Annotated in this window: 17 protein-coding genes; 6 read left to right on the forward strand and 11 right to left on the reverse strand. The window is 69.1% G+C overall.

Annotated elements, in window-relative coordinates; all coding sequences use genetic code 11:
- Positions 1-27: 27 nt before the first annotated feature.
- Genes NNI01S_RS06195 through NNI01S_RS06210 form a run of 4 tightly spaced genes read right to left on the reverse strand, consistent with a single transcriptional unit; the run spans position 28 to position 3,749 of the window.
- Positions 28-627: a GTP-binding protein gene (locus NNI01S_RS06195; protein ID WP_063018303.1), complete on the reverse strand. Its 600-nt coding sequence runs from the start codon at positions 625-627 to the stop codon at positions 28-30.
- Positions 608-982 (reverse strand): DUF742 domain-containing protein, encoded by a 375-nt coding sequence (locus tag NNI01S_RS06200; RefSeq protein ID WP_063018305.1) that lies wholly within the window; start codon positions 980-982, stop codon positions 608-610. The genes NNI01S_RS06195 and NNI01S_RS06200 overlap by 20 nt, the downstream gene beginning before the upstream one ends.
- Positions 983-990: 8 nt before the next feature.
- On the reverse strand, positions 991-1,404 hold the full coding sequence (locus NNI01S_RS06205) for a roadblock/LC7 domain-containing protein (RefSeq protein WP_063018307.1): 414 nt from the start codon (positions 1,402-1,404) through the stop codon (positions 991-993).
- A gap of 2 nt (positions 1,405-1,406) precedes the next feature.
- Positions 1,407-3,749, reverse strand: coding sequence for a sensor histidine kinase (locus NNI01S_RS06210; protein WP_063018309.1), 2,343 nt, complete (start codon positions 3,747-3,749; stop codon positions 1,407-1,409).
- Positions 3,750-4,024: 275 nt separating this feature from the next.
- Between NNI01S_RS06210 and NNI01S_RS06215 the strand changes: the two genes are divergently transcribed.
- Entirely contained in the window at positions 4,025-5,578 is a 1,554-nt protein-coding gene (locus tag NNI01S_RS06215; RefSeq protein WP_063018311.1) for a succinic semialdehyde dehydrogenase, read from the forward strand.
- A gap of 68 nt (positions 5,579-5,646) precedes the next feature.
- On the opposite strand, the gene NNI01S_RS06220 is transcribed toward NNI01S_RS06215, so the two are convergent.
- Positions 5,647-6,027: a DUF779 domain-containing protein gene (locus NNI01S_RS06220; RefSeq protein ID WP_063018313.1), complete on the reverse strand. Its 381-nt coding sequence runs from the start codon at positions 6,025-6,027 to the stop codon at positions 5,647-5,649.
- A gap of 173 nt (positions 6,028-6,200) precedes the next feature.
- Entirely contained in the window at positions 6,201-7,415 is a 1,215-nt protein-coding gene (locus NNI01S_RS06225; RefSeq protein WP_063018315.1) for an AfsR/SARP family transcriptional regulator, read from the reverse strand.
- A 141-nt stretch (positions 7,416-7,556) separates the two neighbouring features.
- Between NNI01S_RS06225 and NNI01S_RS06230 the strand changes: the two genes are divergently transcribed.
- The gene (locus tag NNI01S_RS06230; RefSeq protein WP_063018317.1) at positions 7,557-7,979 is read left to right on the forward strand and encodes an MmcQ/YjbR family DNA-binding protein; all 423 of its coding nucleotides are present in this window, start codon (positions 7,557-7,559) and stop codon (positions 7,977-7,979) included.
- A 4-nt stretch (positions 7,980-7,983) separates the two neighbouring features.
- Here NNI01S_RS06230 and NNI01S_RS06235 read toward each other — a convergent pair whose 3' ends face one another.
- The 4 genes from NNI01S_RS06235 to NNI01S_RS06250 form a co-directional block, all read right to left on the reverse strand.
- Positions 7,984-8,307 (reverse strand): hypothetical protein, encoded by a 324-nt coding sequence (locus tag NNI01S_RS06235; protein WP_063018319.1) that lies wholly within the window; start codon positions 8,305-8,307, stop codon positions 7,984-7,986.
- A 92-nt stretch (positions 8,308-8,399) separates the two neighbouring features.
- Entirely contained in the window at positions 8,400-9,539 is a 1,140-nt protein-coding gene (locus tag NNI01S_RS06240) for an alkaline phosphatase family protein (protein ID WP_063018321.1), read from the reverse strand.
- 43 nt (positions 9,540-9,582) lie between these two features.
- Positions 9,583-9,894 (reverse strand): nuclear transport factor 2 family protein, encoded by a 312-nt coding sequence (locus NNI01S_RS06245; RefSeq protein ID WP_063018323.1) that lies wholly within the window; start codon positions 9,892-9,894, stop codon positions 9,583-9,585.
- Between the two features lie 60 nt (positions 9,895-9,954).
- On the reverse strand, positions 9,955-10,581 hold the full coding sequence (locus tag NNI01S_RS06250) for a TetR/AcrR family transcriptional regulator (RefSeq protein WP_063018325.1): 627 nt from the start codon (positions 10,579-10,581) through the stop codon (positions 9,955-9,957).
- A gap of 110 nt (positions 10,582-10,691) precedes the next feature.
- Between NNI01S_RS06250 and NNI01S_RS06255 the strand changes: the two genes are divergently transcribed.
- The 3 genes from NNI01S_RS06255 to NNI01S_RS06265 are packed head-to-tail and all read left to right on the forward strand — an operon-like array spanning position 10,692 to position 12,914.
- Positions 10,692-11,768: an SDR family oxidoreductase gene (locus tag NNI01S_RS06255; RefSeq protein WP_063018791.1), complete on the forward strand. Its 1,077-nt coding sequence runs from the start codon at positions 10,692-10,694 to the stop codon at positions 11,766-11,768.
- A gap of 11 nt (positions 11,769-11,779) precedes the next feature.
- Positions 11,780-11,980 (forward strand): hypothetical protein, encoded by a 201-nt coding sequence (locus tag NNI01S_RS06260; protein ID WP_063018327.1) that lies wholly within the window; start codon positions 11,780-11,782, stop codon positions 11,978-11,980.
- A 49-nt stretch (positions 11,981-12,029) separates the two neighbouring features.
- Positions 12,030-12,914: an LLM class F420-dependent oxidoreductase gene (locus tag NNI01S_RS06265; RefSeq protein ID WP_063018329.1), complete on the forward strand. Its 885-nt coding sequence runs from the start codon at positions 12,030-12,032 to the stop codon at positions 12,912-12,914.
- A gap of 24 nt (positions 12,915-12,938) precedes the next feature.
- Here the strand turns inward: NNI01S_RS06265 and NNI01S_RS06270 are convergent, their stop codons facing one another.
- Entirely contained in the window at positions 12,939-13,514 is a 576-nt protein-coding gene (locus tag NNI01S_RS06270) for a class I SAM-dependent methyltransferase (protein ID WP_063018331.1), read from the reverse strand.
- A 180-nt stretch (positions 13,515-13,694) separates the two neighbouring features.
- Here NNI01S_RS06270 and NNI01S_RS06275 point away from each other — a divergent pair, with 180 nt between their 5' ends.
- Positions 13,695-16,073 (forward strand): ATP-binding cassette domain-containing protein, encoded by a 2,379-nt coding sequence (locus NNI01S_RS06275; RefSeq protein ID WP_084488559.1) that lies wholly within the window; start codon positions 13,695-13,697, stop codon positions 16,071-16,073.
- Positions 16,074-16,286: the final 213 nt, after the last annotated feature.

A 16,286-nucleotide genomic window follows, 5' to 3' on the forward strand; every position in this document is an offset into this window, starting at 1 on the left:
CGCACCGCGGGGGCCGCCGCGCTGCGCTCAGGTGGTCGCGTGTGCGCGCTGCGCCCGCTGGATCAGGTGCTCGACGAGGGTGAGCAGGACGTCTTTGCAGGAGCTGCGGTCGCGCGCGTCGCAGAGCATGACCGGGGTGACCGAGTCGAGGTCGAGGGCGTCGCGGACTTCGTCGATGGTGTAGCGCGGTGCGCCGTCGAAGCAGTTGACGCCCACCATGAACGGCAGACGCCGCCGCTCGAAGAAGTCCACGGCCGCGAAGGAGTTGCCCAGCCTGCGGGTGTCGGCCAGCACGACGGCGCCGAGCGCACCGCGCGCCAGTTCGTCCCACAGGAACCAGAACCGGTCCTGGCCGGGTGTACCGAACAGGTACAGCACCAGGTCACGGTCGATGGTGAGTCTGCCGAAGTCCAGAGCGACCGTGGTCGTGGACTTCTGCTCGACGCCCGACAGATCGTCGATGCCGGTGCTCACCTCGGTGATCAATTCCTCGGTGCGCAAGGGCGGGACTTCGCTGATCGCCGACACCATCGTGGTCTTGCCGACGCCGAACCCGCCGGCGACGAGGATCTTGACCGACGCGGCCAGCTGCGGTGTGCCACTCGGGTCAAAGTTTTCGGATTCCATCCAGTACCGCTCGCAATATGTTGAGGTCATCGGGTCCGGCCTCCGTCGGAACGGGAGCACGGAAGATCAGTTGCCCGTCGCCGATCAGGTCACCGACGAGGATCTTCGTCACCGCCAGCGGCAAACGCAACTGTGCGGAGAGTTCGGCGACGGTCTGCGAAACCCGGCACAGCCGAAGGATATCGGCGTACTCGGGTTCGCTGCGTCGCAGTGTGGGCGCAGAATTGTCTGCGATCACGGTGGTGAGCATATCCAGTTCGGGTCCGGCGCCCGCGGTGCGCCCGCGCGTGAGCGCGTAGGGACGCACCAGCGGTCCGGCCGCTTCGTCGAACCAGGGCTCACGCGGATGGGTCATGGCGGGACTTACTCGACATGTCCGACGAGGTCTTGACGGGCGGTCGTGGACAGGTAGTTGCCGACCCGCTGGACGGTCAGATTCATCTCGTAGGCCACCATGCCGAGATTGGCCGATTCGGCGGCTTGCAGTGCCAGGCAGGCGTTGTCACCCGCGGAGGTCACGAACAGCACCGCGCGGTCGAGTTCGATGACCGCCTGCCGGACGCCGCCGCCGTCGAACCGGTTGCCCGCGCTGCGCGCCAGCCCGTAGAGCGCCGAGGACATCGCGCCGAAGTGTTCGGCGTCCTCGCGGCTCATACCGCTGGAGCGGCCCAGTAGTAGCCCGTCGGTGGACAGCACCACCGCGTGGCGCACGCCGGCCAGCCGGTCGACGAGATCGTCGAGCAGCCAATTCAGATCACCTGCGGGAGAAGCGGACACCCCTAGCCTTCCTGTTCGTCGGAAATGACGGCGCGACGGCCCTGTCTGGTCCCGTTCTCGATGGCGGACATCAGATCGCGGGCCTGCTCGGCGGAGCGTGGCGCCTGCGCGGAGGCGCCCTGCTCCTGGACCGGCTGCGCCAATTGCGGTGCGAGGTTGGTCTGTCGGTTGCGCCTGGGCAGCGCCGGGCGTCCGTCGGGTCCCGCGAGTGTCGGCGCCTCGGTATACGGGCGGGGTCCATAGCGCGGGAGGGCCGGTTCGTCCGGCAGCGTCGCGACGGACGACGGCGCGGCATGCGCAGCGGTCTGCGTCTCCGCTGCCACCGCGGGGCCGCCGATGAGCCTGCCCCGGCGGCCGGGATCGGTGAGCTCCGCCGGTGTCTGCGACGCACCGGCATCGGTCGCGATGAGCGCGGACGGAATGAGCACGATGGCCTTGACACCGCCGTAGTCGGAGTCCGACAGCCGCACCGCGATACCGTGGCGCGCGGCCAGCTGGGCGACGACGAACAGCCCCAGCCGCGAGTCCGCAGACAGGGCCGCCACTCCGAAATCCGGTGGATTGCGCAGTGTCTCGTTCATCTTGACCTGATCTTCTTCGGACATGCCCATGCCCTGGTCGGCGATCTCGACCACAACGCCCTTGCCGACCACGTTGCCGGAAACCTCGACCCTCGACTGCGGCGGCGAAAAGGAGGTCGCGTTGTCCACCAGTTCGGCGAGCAGGTGGATGAGGTCGGCGACCACGGTGCCGAGCACGCGGATCTCCGGAAGCCGGGCTACCCGGACCCGGGCGTAGTCGAGGGTCTCGCCGACGGCGCTGCGCACCAGGTCGACCAGCGGGACCGGGTTGCGCCACTGCCTGCCCGGTTTGCCGCCGCCGAGGATGGTGAGGTTCTCGGCGTTGCGCCGCTCTCGCGTCGCGAGGTGGTCGAGCCGGAACAACGTGTCGAGCAGGACCGGGTCCTCCTGCCGCTGCTCGGCTTCGTCGAGGATTTCCAGTTGCCGGTGCACCACGATCTGGCTGCGGTGCGCGATGTTCAGGAAGACGGCCTTCACGCCTTCCCGGGTGCGGGCCTCGGCCACCGCCGCGGAGACGGCCGCGGAATGCGCGTGCTGAAACGCTTTGGCTACCTGACCGATCTCGTCGCTGCCGTAGTCCAGATCGGGGGATTCGGCCGCGGGATCGACGGTCTCACCGTCGCGCAGCCTGCGCATCATGTCCGGCAGCCGTTCGTCGGCCAGAGCGAGTGTCTGCCCGCGCAGCCGCTTCAACCGGCGGATGACGCGATTGGCGATGACCACCGCGATGAGGAACGCCAGCACGCTGACCACCAGCACGCCACCGCCCGCGAACGCGGATCGGGTGGCGGCCGCTGCGGCCTTGTCCTCCGCGAGCTTCTGCGAGGCCCGGTTGTGCGTGGTCCAGGCATCGATCAGGCCGCGGTTGACCTCGGCGGCGGCACTGTGCCATTCCTGCGTGCTCAGCGGCAGCGGCGGCGGGCCCGACGTTCGGCCGCTGCCGGATGAGCTCGATCCGGTCGAGGGCGCCTGAGCGGCGACCACGGCGCGCTGGACGACGGCGTTCTCCATGGTGGTGAGCTGCTGCCAGGCCGGGCTCGCGGTGAGCGTCTGCAGGTGGCGCTGCTCGGCGCCTTCCAGTTCGGCGCTGAGGGCGGCGATCTCGCTGTGATAGAAGCCGATCTGGCGGACGTACTCGTCGGCTGGGATGGCTGGGGGCGTGGGCCCGTCGACGTACAGGCCGCCGAGCGCGTTGCTGCGCGCCATCGCCTCGGTGGCGTTGAAAAGCCGCATGCCGGTGGCGATCCGGACGCCGATCTCGGTGTACGGCGCGGTCTGCTCGGCGACTTTGGTGCCCACGGAGATGACGTCCAGCAGGCGATTGTAGAACATGTACGCGTCCGAGGGCGGCAGCGCGGCGGCGTCGACGCCGGAGCGCACGGCGCTCATATTCTGGGTGAGGGTGGTGAAGTTGGCGACGTTGTCGCCGAGCTTGGAGTCGTCGACGTCACGGATGCCCTCGGAGGCCTGGACCAAGCCGCGCAGCGCCCCGTCCAACCGCATCCGGGCCGCGCCGAGCGCGGTGGCCGCGGTGCCGTCGCCGGACAGTTGCGCGAGGGTCAGGTAGCGTTCCTGCTCGACCGCCTCCATCAATTCCCTGGTCGACGGGATGGCCTTCTGGTTCTCGGCGGCCCAGTCCTTGGCTTTGGTGCCCTCCGCGACCAGATAGCTCGTAGCACCCACACCGACGACAAGCAGAGTCAGGCTCGGGATGAGCGCGATCGCCAGAATCCGGGTGCGGACCCCGAGCCTCGCTCTGAACATCGGCACAACGTAATCCACGAACCGGGCGATCCGGTCGCCCTGTCCCGGTGAGCGGGACTCGGTTTGACTTGACACCTGTTCTTGTGGGTGGCCGGGTGGAGCGTCGAAATTGATTGCCTCGGGGCATAACTCGAACTCGACCGGGTCGGTGCGGTCGGCCTGCGCGGGCGCGGAGGCGTCCGAGGCGCGGAAATCATCCCGTGGCCGGTTCAGGCCGGGCCACGCGCGGCGTAGATTGTCTGTATCGCTCGGTTACTCACAAGTAGGAGGCAACGATGCCCGCGCCGGAAGCCGATGTATTCGACCGCCTCAGCGCGCTGGCCGCGATCGAGGCGCCCGCAGACCGTCAGCGCAGGACGATCGCCGAGACGTTCACCGGAAAACCGCTCGGCAGCGTGCCGATCGGCACCGCGGCCGACGTCGCCGCCGCCTTCGGCAAGGCCAGAACCGCGCAGGAACGCTGGGCGGCCCGGCCGGTGGCCGAACGCGCCGCGGTGCTGGATCGTTACCGCGCGCTGGTGGTCGAGCATCGCGAGTTCCTGATGGACGTGGTGCAAGCCGAGACCGGCAAGGCGCGCTGGGCGGCCCAGGAAGAGATCATGGGTCTGATGTTCGCGGCCCGATATTTCGCCAAGACCGCGCCGAACCTGCTGGAAGCTCGCCGGGTGCCGGGCGCATTCCCCGTGCTCAACCGCGCCTCCGTCCGGTACCAGCCCAAAGGCGTTGTCGGTGTCATCGCGCCGTGGAACTATCCGCTGCTGCTGTCGATCGGTGATTCGCTTCCGGCGCTCATCGCGGGTAACGCCGTGGTGGTCAAGCCCGACAGCCAGACCCCGTTCTCCACCCTGGCCGGCGCCGAGTTGCTGTATCGAGCGGGCGTGCCGCGCGAGCTGCACGCCGTCGTCCCTGGCCCGGGTGGTGTGGTCGGCACCGCGATTGTCGAGGACTGCGATTATCTGATGTTCACCGGTTCCTCGGCGACCGGCCGCACACTGGCCGAGCAGTGCGGACGCAGGCTCATCGGCTTCTCCGCCGAACTCGGCGGGAAGAACCCGATGATCGTCACCGCGGGCGCCGACCTGGACAAAGCCGCCAAGGCCGCCGTGCGCGCCTGCTTCTCCAATGCCGGGCAGCTGTGCATCTCGATCGAGCGGCTGTATGTGGAGCGCCAGGTCGCCGCGGCGTTCACCGAGAAATTCGTGGCCGCGGTGGACGCCGCGAAACTCGGCGCCGCCTACGACTATTCGGCCGACATCGGCAGTCTCATCTCCGAAACGCAACTGGAAACGGTGACCAAGCACGTCGCGGACGCCACCTCGAAGGGGGCGAAGGTGCTCACCGGCGGCAAGGCCAGGCCGGATCTGGGCCCTCTGTTCTTCGAGCCGACCGTGCTCACCGACGTGACCGACGAGATGGAATGCGGACGCGACGAGACCTTCGGCCCGCTGGTGTCGATCTATCCGGTCGACAGCGTCGAGGAGGCCGTGCGCCTGGCCAATGACACCGACTACGGCCTCAACGCCTCGGTGTGGGCGGCGAGCAAGTCCGAAGGCGAGCGGATCGCGGCGCGGCTGCACGCGGGCACGGTCTGCGTGGACGAGGGCTACGCGCCTGCGTGGGGCACCACCGGGGCCCCGATGGGCGGCATGGGCATCTCCGGCGTCGGACGCCGCCACGGCCCCGACGGCCTGCTGAAGTTCACCGAACCGCAGTCGATCGTGGTCACTCGCTTCATGAACCTCGACGCGCCGAAGCTGTTCCCCAAGGACAGGTGGCAGCCGTTCCTGATGACCGTGGCCCGTAGCCTGCGTTTCCTGCCCGGACGCTGACGCACGAGGTCCGCCCGGGTGGTCGTGCCCACCCGGGCGGACGATCCGCCGGTTCGTTCGTGCAGGGGTCACGCCAACCGGTCGGCTCCGGTGCGCGGCGGCCCTCCTGCCGCCAGCGCCGCTGCTTCCTCGTCGGTGAGCAGCCGTGCTCTGAGCACGAATCGCAGGTCTTCGAGCGTGTCCGAAGCGCAGCTGCCGGGCGCGTCGGCCACGTCGACCGTCACGTGGGTGTGCTTCCAATGCTCGTATTGCTCACCGCTGATCCAGAATTCGGTGTGCCAGGGAAGGCTGCCGAGCAGGACGTCCGCGCCGTCGATCCGGGACTCCCGGATGGGCAGGCACCGGGGCTCGCCGCTGTCGCGGTGTCCGCCGGACTGGTGCAGCAGCACGGCCCCGTGCTGGTGGATCACGCGGCGCAAGGCGGCTCTGGCGCGGTCGGTGATGTCCACCCGGTGCGCTCCGGCGCCGCTCGACCGACGTGGATGACGGGGCCGATGTGTGTCGGGTAGTCGGCGATGCCGGAGTCCTGCCCCCGGTCTGGCATAGCTCATGATTCCTCGCAGATATCTCGGACCGACCCACTATGGTCCGCGGAGGTTGGTGCGAGGTTGGTCCGAGAAGCTCAGTCGCGCAATGCCGTATGCAGGCGAGCCGCGACCACCGCGCGCCGCACGTCGTCGGACGGGAGCAACCGCAGGGCGTGCTCGTGCACCGCGATGTCGCGGGGCGCGCGTTCGCCGAAGGCGACAGCGTGCTCCGCTCGGTCACCGGCGAGTACAGCGGTCCGCACGCCCACGTCGAGGTAGTCGCGCCACCGCAACACGGCGGGCGCTTCCGATCCGGGCAGCAGCGGCCCGCGGTACAGCCACACCGCCGAGGTGGTGTCGCCCGCGGTGACGGCGGCGAGCAGGTCGACGGCGTCGCAGGAGACGGGGCCGGTCAGTGCGTACCGGCGGTTGCTGATGTCACCGCCGATCGCGCGGCGCAGATGCGAGACATCGGCTTTGAGTGTGCTGATGGAAACCGACCGGTCACCGTACAGGTCGGCGTGCAGTTGTTCGGGGGTGAAGCCGTCCGGCTGCAGCGCCAGCAGGGCGAGAATCTCCAGCTGCCGAGGCGGCAGGGGTAGCGGCGCTCCGTCGCGCACCAGGCGTGCGGCGCCGAGGCATTCGAGCCGGATTCCCGGTGCGGGTATGGGCGCGGCGGTGCGCAACATCGTCTCCACCGCCGTCACCAGCGCGCGCACCGAGGTGAGCACCGCGGGATGGGAACGCTCCCAGGAACTGGACAGGTCCAGCGCCCCGACCTGCCTGCCATCGGGTCCGTGGATCGGGGCGGAATAGCAGACCCAGCCGTGCAGGGCGGCGATCAGGTGTTCGGCGGAGAACACCGTCGCAGGGCGATCGGTGTGCAGCGCGAGCGCCAGACCGTTGGTGCCCATATGGCTTTCGTCCCAGCAGCCGCCGGGTGCGAGATTGACCTGTTCGGCCTGCCTGCGCAGCGCGCGATCACCGCAGGACCACAAGACGGTGCCCGCGCTGTCGGTGACCACGGCCAGGTAACCGGAGTCCTCGGTGATGGCGCGCAGTTCACCCGCCAGGGCCGTCACCGGTTCCCGCAGTGGGGACGCGGCCCAGCGATCGCCGATGTCGTCCACTCCGGGCGCGACCGTGGTGGCGGGATCGACGGTGTGCATCGACCGCCGCCAGGACTGCGCTACTTCGTTGCGGAGGACGGTGGTGCGGTGACCGGATGTCACCCGTGCGGCCGTCGCCCAGCGCTCCCATTCTCTTTCCAGTTCGACCCGTTGCTGTGTGAGGGTGCGGAACTGCGCCACGTGGAAGACCCATCGTCGTGTGAGCTCGTATTCGCACTCTCATTCTGGCGTACGCCGACCGGAGTGGCGAGCCGTTCCAGCCCTACCGGCCGGTTGCGTCGGCTTCGAGCGAACCGGGCGGCGAGGTCATATGCTGCTGGCATGGCGACCGGTTTCGCGCGGGCACGCCTCGCCGACGTGCACGAAGTGGCTTCGGGCATGCCCTATGTGACCCGCATCGACGGACCGCGTGGTAACCCGATATACCAGGTCGGGGGCAAGTCGTTCGTGTTCTTCCGCACTCCGCGCCCGGACGCCGTCGACCCGGTCACCGGCGAGCGCTACGCCGATGTGATCGTGATCTGGGTGCCTTCGGAGTCGGACAAACAGGCGCTGGTCCAGGACCCGGACTCCCCGTTCTTCACCACGCGGCATTTCGACGGGCATCCGTCGGTCCTGGTGCGCGCGGCCCGCCTCGGCGAACTGAGCCGTCGAGAACTCACCGAGGTCATCCAGGACGCCTGGCTGTCGCGAGCCTCGCGCAAGCGCGCGGCGGATTGGCTGGCCGCCCGTCCGCCGCGCTGAACGGTCACTTCCGGATGAAAATGCCTGCCACGTCGGCGTTCTTGATGGGGGTGTCGGCGTTGGCCTGTGCGCCGCACAGCAGGTCGACCGACACCATGGTCGCGTCCACGGCGGTCCCGGCCGGTTCACGGTCGTCCTTGCTCTGCTGCTTGACGAATTTGGTGATCGTCGTGCGCTTGGTGTCCTGATCCTGCTTGACGTACTCGCTGCACGGCGTGTCGCCGCCGCGATTGAGGGCGCGTTCGATATCGCTGCAGCCCGCGAGCGCCATGGCGACCATCGCGATCCCGAGGCCGGTGCGGCCGGTTCGTGACAGCGTGGCGTTCATGGGCTCCTCCTGAAGGGTTCGGCGGCGCTGCCCGCCGCGATCGGACTTCAGCGTAGAGCGCTCGCGCCGAGTGTCCACCGAGGGCGGGTGGCTCACGCGCGGAAGACGCACAGCGGGACGTTCATCTCCGCCGGGGTGAGCGAACCGTGGTGCCCGATCAGCCGCGACTGCAGCGGCTCGGCGCCGGTCCGGATGACGCCACGCCGGCCACGGGCCACCACGACCAGATCGCCGATGCGCCGGGCGATGGCCGGGGCGACGGTGGGACCGAACCAGCCTCGGCCCACGGCTTCCGCTCGGTCGAGGACCTCGAAGTCGGCGCCGAGTATGGTCTCCCAAGCCGCCGCGACGTCGGATTCGGCGCCCGGTTCGGTGTAGACGTGCCGGGCGCGGGGCTCACCGCCGAGCGCCCGGACGCCGTCTTGCAAGGCGGGGGTGGTGTCGAAATCGAGGCGATCGTCCATGTGCACCATGCCGTGGTCGGCGGTCACCAGCAGTGCCGCTCCGGCGGGCAGCTCATCGGCGAGCGCGGCGGCGAGCCGGTCGGCGTGCGTGAGTTCCAGTTGCCAGGACCGTGACGCGGGCCCGCGCACATGTCCGGTCAGGTCGAGATCCCCGTGGTAGGTGTAGACCAGGGAGCGCGGGCCCGCGCGTAACGCCTCGCTCACACCGGCGACGAGATCGCCGAACGACAGCTGCGGGCGGAACTGGCAACCGCGCAGCACCGCCTCGGTCAGCCCCGACCCCGCTTGATCGCGCGGCGATACCTGCGCGACGGCGATGCCGTCGGCGACGGCGCGCTGGAAAACTGTTGTGTGGGGCTGGAATTCCGTGGGGACCAGTTCCCGCCGGAGATCGGACTTGGGCGCGCCGTGCAGCCGCCAGGACAGCGGGGTGAACAGCCGGTCGTAACCGGGAACGTGGAACAGATAGCCGACGATCCCGTGCTCGCCGGGCGGAACGCCCACCCCGAGCGAGGCGAGGCTGGTGGCCGTCGTCGTCGGGAATCCGGCGGTGAGCCGGATCGGCGCGAGGCCGGACAGGAACGGCGCCGCAGCGGGATCGGCGACGAGATCCTCGTAGCCGAGCCCGTCCACCAGGAGGACGCAGACCTGGTCGGCGTCGAGCCGCAGCCCGAGGCGGTCCTCCTCGCCGGGGACACCGAGACCGGCGAGGACGGAGGGGAACAGGTCGGCGAGCGAACCCGAACCGTAGCGCGGCGCGACGAACACGAACGTCAGAATGTCAACGTCGGCGGCTGCCTGGCAAGGGCATTCACGCCTGTCCGGTCTCGAAACGGCTCACCTTGCCGTCGCGCAGGACGAATCGCCAGGTGGTCCGCATCGAGCCCCACCGGGAATTGGTGTAGTCGGCGACCAGTTCGGTGCCGTCGTCACCGATGGACTCGACTCGCATGCGGCCGTTGCTGTCGAAGATCTCCGCTCCGGTCCACTGGTGGAGGTTGCGCTCCACACCGTCGTCGGACATGGTGGCGTCGTCGGTGAGCACCGCGTAGAACCGGTCCTGATCGTTGGCGTTGAGCGCGTCGACGAACTCCTGCACCGTCGGATCCAGCTGCGCGGTCATCCGGGTCGTCCTCTCGGATCGGTGTGGGAAGCATCGGACAGCAAATGTCTGGCGTCCACTCTAGGTCAGCGGCGGCGCGCTCGGCTCGATCACAGTCGCGAAGGTCCGCATGACATCGTCCACCAACGCCGGGGCGGTGGTGCCGAACTGCCCGGCGCGTTTCTCCAGCTGTCCGTCCAGCCACAACGAGGCCAGCCCGTGGCCGAGTCCCCAGAACATGACCGCCAGGGTGTCGGCTTTGTCGGCGGGCAGCGCTCCCGCGCGGACGCACTCGGTGATGGCGTCGGCCAGCACGCCGAAGGCCGCGTCGCCCGCGGCCATGGTGTCGGGGTGTTTGTCGGGTTGGGAGAGTTCGGGCCGGAACATCAACCGGAAGTAGGCCGGGTGTTCGCGGGAAAACCGCACGTAGGTGCTCGCGAGGGCGGTGAGGGCGGCCATGGGTGTCTCCGCCTCGGCGCGGGCCGCTTCCAGTTGCGTTCCCAGCAACCGGAAGCCCTGGGTGGACAGCGTCGCGAGGAGAGCGGCTCGGTCGGGGAAATGGTGGTACGGCGCGGCGGTGCTCACGCCCGCCTCGCGCGCCACCCGGCGCAGGCTCACCGCCGCGAGCCCCTCGGTCTCGATCAAACGCAGGCAGGCGGCCAGCAGCGCGTCGCGCAGGGCGCCGTGGTGGTAACTGGTCCGCGTCACCGTCCGAGCGTATGCGACGCGCCCTGGACAGCCTAACTATGCGGTGCTTAGATTATCTGAGCGGCGCTCAGATGAAGGTCGCCGAAGCCACCCACGAGACGGATGAAGACATGAGCACACGAGTAACGGTCACCGGCGCAACAGGTTTCGTCGCCGGCCACGTCATCGCCGAGTTGCTGGAGCACGGCTACGCCGTGCGCGCGACGGTTCGCGACCTCGCCGACACCGGCAAGCGCGAACACCTGGTCGAATCGGCCCGGCGCACCGGCGGCGAGCTGGAGTTCGCCCGAGCCGACCTCAACGGCGACGACGGCTGGGCGGCCGCGGTCGCGGGCAGCGCCGCGGTCCTGCATGTCGCCTCTCCGTTTCCCAGCACTCCGCCCGACGACGAGCGCGAACTCATCGACACCGCGGTCGAAGGAACGCTGCGCGTGCTGCGCGCCTGCGCTGCCGCGGGCACGGTACGCCGGGTGGTGCTCACCTCCTCGACCGCCGCGATCGTCCACGGCCACCCCGACGACGCCCTGCGCACGGAGGAGGACTGGACGGTGATCGAGCGCAGCCCCGCCTACCAGAAGAGCAAGACGCTGGCCGAGCGGGCGGCCTGGGATTTCGTCGCGAAGCTCCCGGCGGGCGAACGATTCGAGCTGGTCGTCGTCAATCCGGGCATGGTGCTCGGGCCGTTGCTGTCCGCCGCGACGAGCACGTCGCACGAGCCCGTGCGCAGGTTGCTCGCCGGGGACGTACCCGGTACACCCCGGGTCGGCTGGGCGCCGGTGGATGTGCGCGATCTCGCTGTGGCGCACCGTCTCGCGCTGGAGACGCCGGAGGCTGCGGGCAACCGCTATATTTGCGCGGGCGAGCATTTGTGGATGGGCGACATCGCGCGCATCCTGGCCGAGGAATACCGGCCGCGCGGCTTCCGGGTGCCGACCAGGCGCCTGCCGAACTGGCTCGTACGCGGTGTCGCGATCTTCGACAAGGGCGTCCGGCTGACCGTGCCCACTCTGGGACGCAGTGAGTCGCTCAGTGCGGGCAAAGCGCGGCGCGAACTGGGCTGGACCATGCGGCCGGTGCGCGAAACCGTGCTGGACACCGCCGAAAGCCTGCTGCAGCACGGGATCGTCGCGCCGCCGCGGCGCACGCAGGCCCCGGCGGCTGCCGCGCCGCGTGCGGCGCGGGTCTGAGGAGTGCGGGCATGCTGATCGCCACCTTGATCGCCGCCACTGTCGCCATGGCGCGGCGCTGGTTCGCCCGCCGGTCCCCGCGTGGGGACACCGCCGGAGCAGGTGTTCGCGGCCCCGTCCGCCGGGCGTTGCGCCGTCCCGCGCCGGTAGCCGCCGCCTGCGTCGCGCTACTCGGCGCCGCGGTCGCCGTGGGCGCGCTCGCCCACTGCTGAAGCCGGCCCCGAGGTGCGGCGCTCCGGTCCGGTTCGCTAGACAGGACACGTGACTGCGCAGCGCTCCTTCCGGTTCGGTGTCAACATGGTGGTCCCCGAGTCCCGGTCGAATTGGATCGAAAAATGCCGCCGGGCAGAGGAACTCGGCTTCGACGTGGTCGGCGTCGCCGACCATCTCGGCTTGCCTGCGCCGTTTCCCGCGATGATCCTGGCCGCCGAGGCGACCGAGCGGGTGCGGTTGAACACCTTCGTGCTCAACACCGCGTTCTACAACCCGGTCCTGCTTGCGCGCGACGTGGCCGGCGCCGACCAGTTCACCGACGGGCGCGTCGAACTCGGGCTCGGCGCGGGCTACGTGCAGGCCGAGTTCGAGGCCGCGGGCATCCCGTTCGAAAGCGGCCGCAAGCGCGTCGAGCACCTGGAGCAGACGGTGATCACACTGCGCGGCCTGTTCGCCGATCCGGAGTACCAGCCGCAACCCGCGCAGCCGTCGGGTCCGCCGGTGCTGATCGGCGGATGGGGCGACCGGTTGCTCGGCGTCGCCGCGCGGCACGCCGACATCATCGCCTTCACCGGCGCGGCGGCCGCGCGCAACGGCGGGCCGCTGCAGATGGCCGGGCTGGCCGAGATCGAGGAACGCGTCGCCTACGTGCGGGAGTTGCTCGGTTCGCGAGCGGACAAGGTCGAGTTCAATATCCTCGTGCAGCGGGTGGTCCCGCCGAGCGAACGCGCGAGCGTCCTGGAGGTCTTCGGTCCGGCGCTGCCACCGGACGTCGCGGACTCCCCGGAGGAGCATCCGATCCTGCTCATGGGCACCCCCGAGGAGATGGCCGGCCGCCTGCGCGAACGGCGCGACCGTTTCGGCATCAGCTACGTCACCGTCCTGGAGGACAGCATGGAGAAGTTCGCGCCGGTCATCCAGTTGCTGCGCTGATCGGCCGGTTCCGGCAGCGGGTGCTCACGCGGGCTTATGCCACAGCAGGGTGTAACGCCACATGAGACGCCGCCGTATGCGCGCGCCGGGTAGCAGCTCCGCGGCGGCCGAGCGGATCTCGGCGTACCTGTCCACCGGGTCGCGCATCGCCACGCCGGGCCCGCCGGCCCGGTGCAGGAGGTCGGTCATCCGGATGGCGGGCAACAGAGGCAGATAGTGGAAGTCCCCGCGCAGGGTCATGTTCCAGAGACCGACCACGGCCAGGACGCCGCCGGGGGCGACCAGACGGCGCAAAGCGGTGATGCCCTCGCGCAGTGGGACATGGTGCAGGGTCGCCACGGCGGTGACGACATCGAAAGAGCCCGCGTAGTCGAGGAAGTCGGCCTGTTCGAGAGACACCCCGGCCGCGTCCGGGGTCTGCGCGAGCGTCTCGGCGTCGACGTCGATCCCGGTGACGGTCAAGCCCCGCCGGGCCAGCTTGCGTGCCAGAAGACCGTCACCACAGCCGATGTCCAGGGCGGTGCGGGCCGACGGCGGCACCTGCTTCAGCAACCAAGGGTGGTAGTGGGTGTTGTGATTCCAGTACGGGTCATCGCGCACTTCGCCACTGTAGGGGCGATCGGTTCGGCGCCGTGCCGTCGTATCGGGCGGCGGAAGCCGGGACCTCGCCGCGAACCGTGAAAACGGCCATGCCTGCGCACATTTCGCTCCCGATGGTAATGTGATTTACATCACATTTACCGGAGCGTTTCGGGGGTATCGGATGGCAAGGTGTGCGGTATGCCTTTCGCCGAATCCACCGCATCGCTCGACGCCATCCGAGTGCTCGGAGCCAGTGAGCACAACCTGAGGGACGTGTCGCTCGAAATCCCGAAGAACAAGATCACCGTCTTCACCGGCGTCTCGGGCTCGGGCAAATCGTCGATCGTCTTCGACACCATCGCCGTCGAATCCCAGCGCCAGCTCTATGCCACCTTCCCGGCGTTCATCCTCAACTTCCTGCCGCGCTACGAACGCCCGCACGCGGAGGCCATCGAAAACCTCACCGCGCCGGTGATCATCGATCAGCAGCCGGTCGGCGGCGGGCCGCGTTCCACGGTCGGCACGATGACCGACATCTACTCCATGGTGCGGGCCATGTTCGCCCGATTCGGCTCGCCCTCGGCGGGATTCGTCTACAACTATTCGTTCAACGTGCCCCAGGGCATGTGCCCGGACTGCGACGGGCTCGGCGTGACCGTCCGCGCCGACCCGGACCGGCTGCTCGACCGCACCAAATCGCTGAACGAAGGCGCGATTCTCCTGCCGGGATACGGCGTGGGCGGCGGGGACTGGCAACTGTACGGCAAGTCCGGCCGCTTCGATCCGGACAAGAAGCTGGCCGACTACACCGACGCCGAACTGCACGACCTGCTCTACGGCACCGGCGGCAAGGTCGAGCTGACCTTCAGCAAAGGCACCTGGAAGGCGAACTACGAAGGCATCGCCACGAAATTCACGCGGACCCGGCTGCAGCGCGACACCTCGACGCTGAGCGAGAAGACCCGGGAGCAGATGCAGCAGTTCCTGACCGAAGGCGTCTGCGCGACCTGCGCGGGCGCGCGCCTGAACCAGGCGGCGCTGGCCACCCGGATCGGCGGGCGCAACATCGCGGATTGGGCTCGCTTGCAGATCACCGATCTGATGGAGGTGCTCGACGAGATCACCGATCCGGCCGCCGCAGGTCTGGCCGGGGCCATCCGCACCGCGCTGCGCCGGGTGGCCGACATCGGACTGGGATATCTCAGCCTGGACCGGCCGACCTCGACCCTGTCCGGCGGTGAGGGGCAGCGGCTGAAGATGATCAAGCATCTGTCCAGCACGCTGATCGGACTCACCTACATCTTCGACGAACCCAGCGTGGGACTGCACCCGCGGGACGTGGGCCGGTTGAACGATCTGCTGAGGGCGTTGCGGAACAAGGGAAATACGGTGATCGTGGTGGAGCACGATCCGGATGTCATCGAGATCGCCGACCATGTCGTCGACGTCGGGCCGCGCGCGGGCGCGCACGGCGGGCAGGTGGTGTTCCAGGGCGGTTTCGCCGATCTCCGCAGCGCCGACACCCCGACCGGCGCCGGTCTGCGCCGACCGTTCCGCGTGAAGGACTCCTTCCGCGCGGGCACGGGCGAGCTGCTCATCGAGCACGCGACGCTGCACAACCTGAAGGACGTGACCGTTGGGATCCCCACCGGCATTCTGACCTGCGTCACCGGTGTCGCGGGCTCGGGCAAGAGCAGCCTCATCCGGGACGTGTTCGTCCGGGAGCATCCCGAGGCGATCTTCGTGGACCAATCGCCCATCGCGGCGTCCTCCCGCTCCACACCCGCGACCTATCTCGGGTTGATGGACCCCATTCGCAAGCTGTTCGCCAAGGCGACGGGGGAGTCGGCGGGCCTGTTCAGTTTCAACTCGGCGGGCGCGTGCAAGCAGTGCGAGGGCCGCGGCGTGATCATCACCGAGATCGCCTACATGGACCCGGTGACCACCCATTGCGACGCCTGCGACGGACGGCGCTTCTCCGATGACGTGCTCGCCCTGACGCTGCGCGGCAAGTCCATCGCCGACGTGCTGGAGATGTCGGCCGAGGAGGCGCTCGGATTCTTCGGCGAGAAGGCGCTGCACACCAAGCTGCGCACGATGAACGAGGTGGGTTTGGACTATCTCAGCCTCGGCCAGGCGATGAGCACGTTGTCCGGGGGTGAACGGCAGCGGATCAAGCTGGCGACCCAGTTGCAGAACACCGGCAGCGTCTACGTGCTCGACGAACCCACCACCGGACTGCACATGTCCGACGTGGACACGCTGCTGGCGCTGATGGACGGTCTGGTCGACCGCGGCAACACCGTCGTGGTGATCGAGCACAACCTCGATGTGGTCGCCCACTCGGACTGGGTGATCGATCTCGGGCCGGACGGCGGCAAGGACGGCGGCGAGATCGTCTTCACCGGCACACCCGCCGATCTGCTCGCGCACCCGTCCTCGTTGACCGGCGAATACCTGCGCCGGTACAAGATTGGCAGCCAGCCGGTGGACCCCGGCACCGTGAACTGCTCGCTCCCGGTCACCCGCAGCAATTCCAGCGCCGAGGCTTCCCGGCTGCCGGGCCCTGCCGAGTAGACCACGACCGCCTGGTCGGTGTCCGGGACGGCCGCGACCCCGACACCACCTGACCTCCAGGCCAAGCGAGTGCGCGACGGCTATCCGTGCCGGATTCGGTCACCGCCTCTCTGGTTCCCCAGGTCCCAGGGTTGGGCCGTTCCGTCGCGTCGCGTGAAGCAAGGCAACCAATGGTCGGATTCGCGGAAGGTGTCGTGCCGCAAGCTTGAAGGC

Origin of the sequence: Nocardia niwae NBRC 108934 = DSM 45340, from assembly GCF_001613465.1 — a bacterium.
Lineage (GTDB): Bacteria > Actinomycetota > Actinomycetes > Mycobacteriales > Mycobacteriaceae > Nocardia > Nocardia niwae.

Coding starts and splice junctions, on each gene's coding strand:
- NNI01S_RS06235 (WP_063018319.1), bottom strand. CDS start 8,307: ATGAACGCCACGCTGTCACGAACCGGCCGCACCGGCCTCGGGATCGCG.
- NNI01S_RS06230 (WP_063018317.1), top strand. CDS start 7,557: ATGGCGACCGGTTTCGCGCGGGCACGCCTCGCCGACGTGCACGAAGTG.
- NNI01S_RS06245 (WP_063018323.1), bottom strand. CDS start 9,894: ATGACCGCGCAGCTGGATCCGACGGTGCAGGAGTTCGTCGACGCGCTC.
- NNI01S_RS06215 (WP_063018311.1), top strand. CDS start 4,025: ATGCCCGCGCCGGAAGCCGATGTATTCGACCGCCTCAGCGCGCTGGCC.
- NNI01S_RS06275 (WP_084488559.1), top strand. CDS start 13,695: ATGCCTTTCGCCGAATCCACCGCATCGCTCGACGCCATCCGAGTGCTC.
- NNI01S_RS06195 (WP_063018303.1), bottom strand. CDS start 627: ATGGAATCCGAAAACTTTGACCCGAGTGGCACACCGCAGCTGGCCGCG.
- NNI01S_RS06260 (WP_063018327.1), top strand. CDS start 11,780: ATGCTGATCGCCACCTTGATCGCCGCCACTGTCGCCATGGCGCGGCGC.
- NNI01S_RS06210 (WP_063018309.1), bottom strand. CDS start 3,749: ATGTTCAGAGCGAGGCTCGGGGTCCGCACCCGGATTCTGGCGATCGCG.
- NNI01S_RS06255 (WP_063018791.1), top strand. CDS start 10,692: ATGAGCACACGAGTAACGGTCACCGGCGCAACAGGTTTCGTCGCCGGC.
- NNI01S_RS06200 (WP_063018305.1), bottom strand. CDS start 982: ATGACCCATCCGCGTGAGCCCTGGTTCGACGAAGCGGCCGGACCGCTG.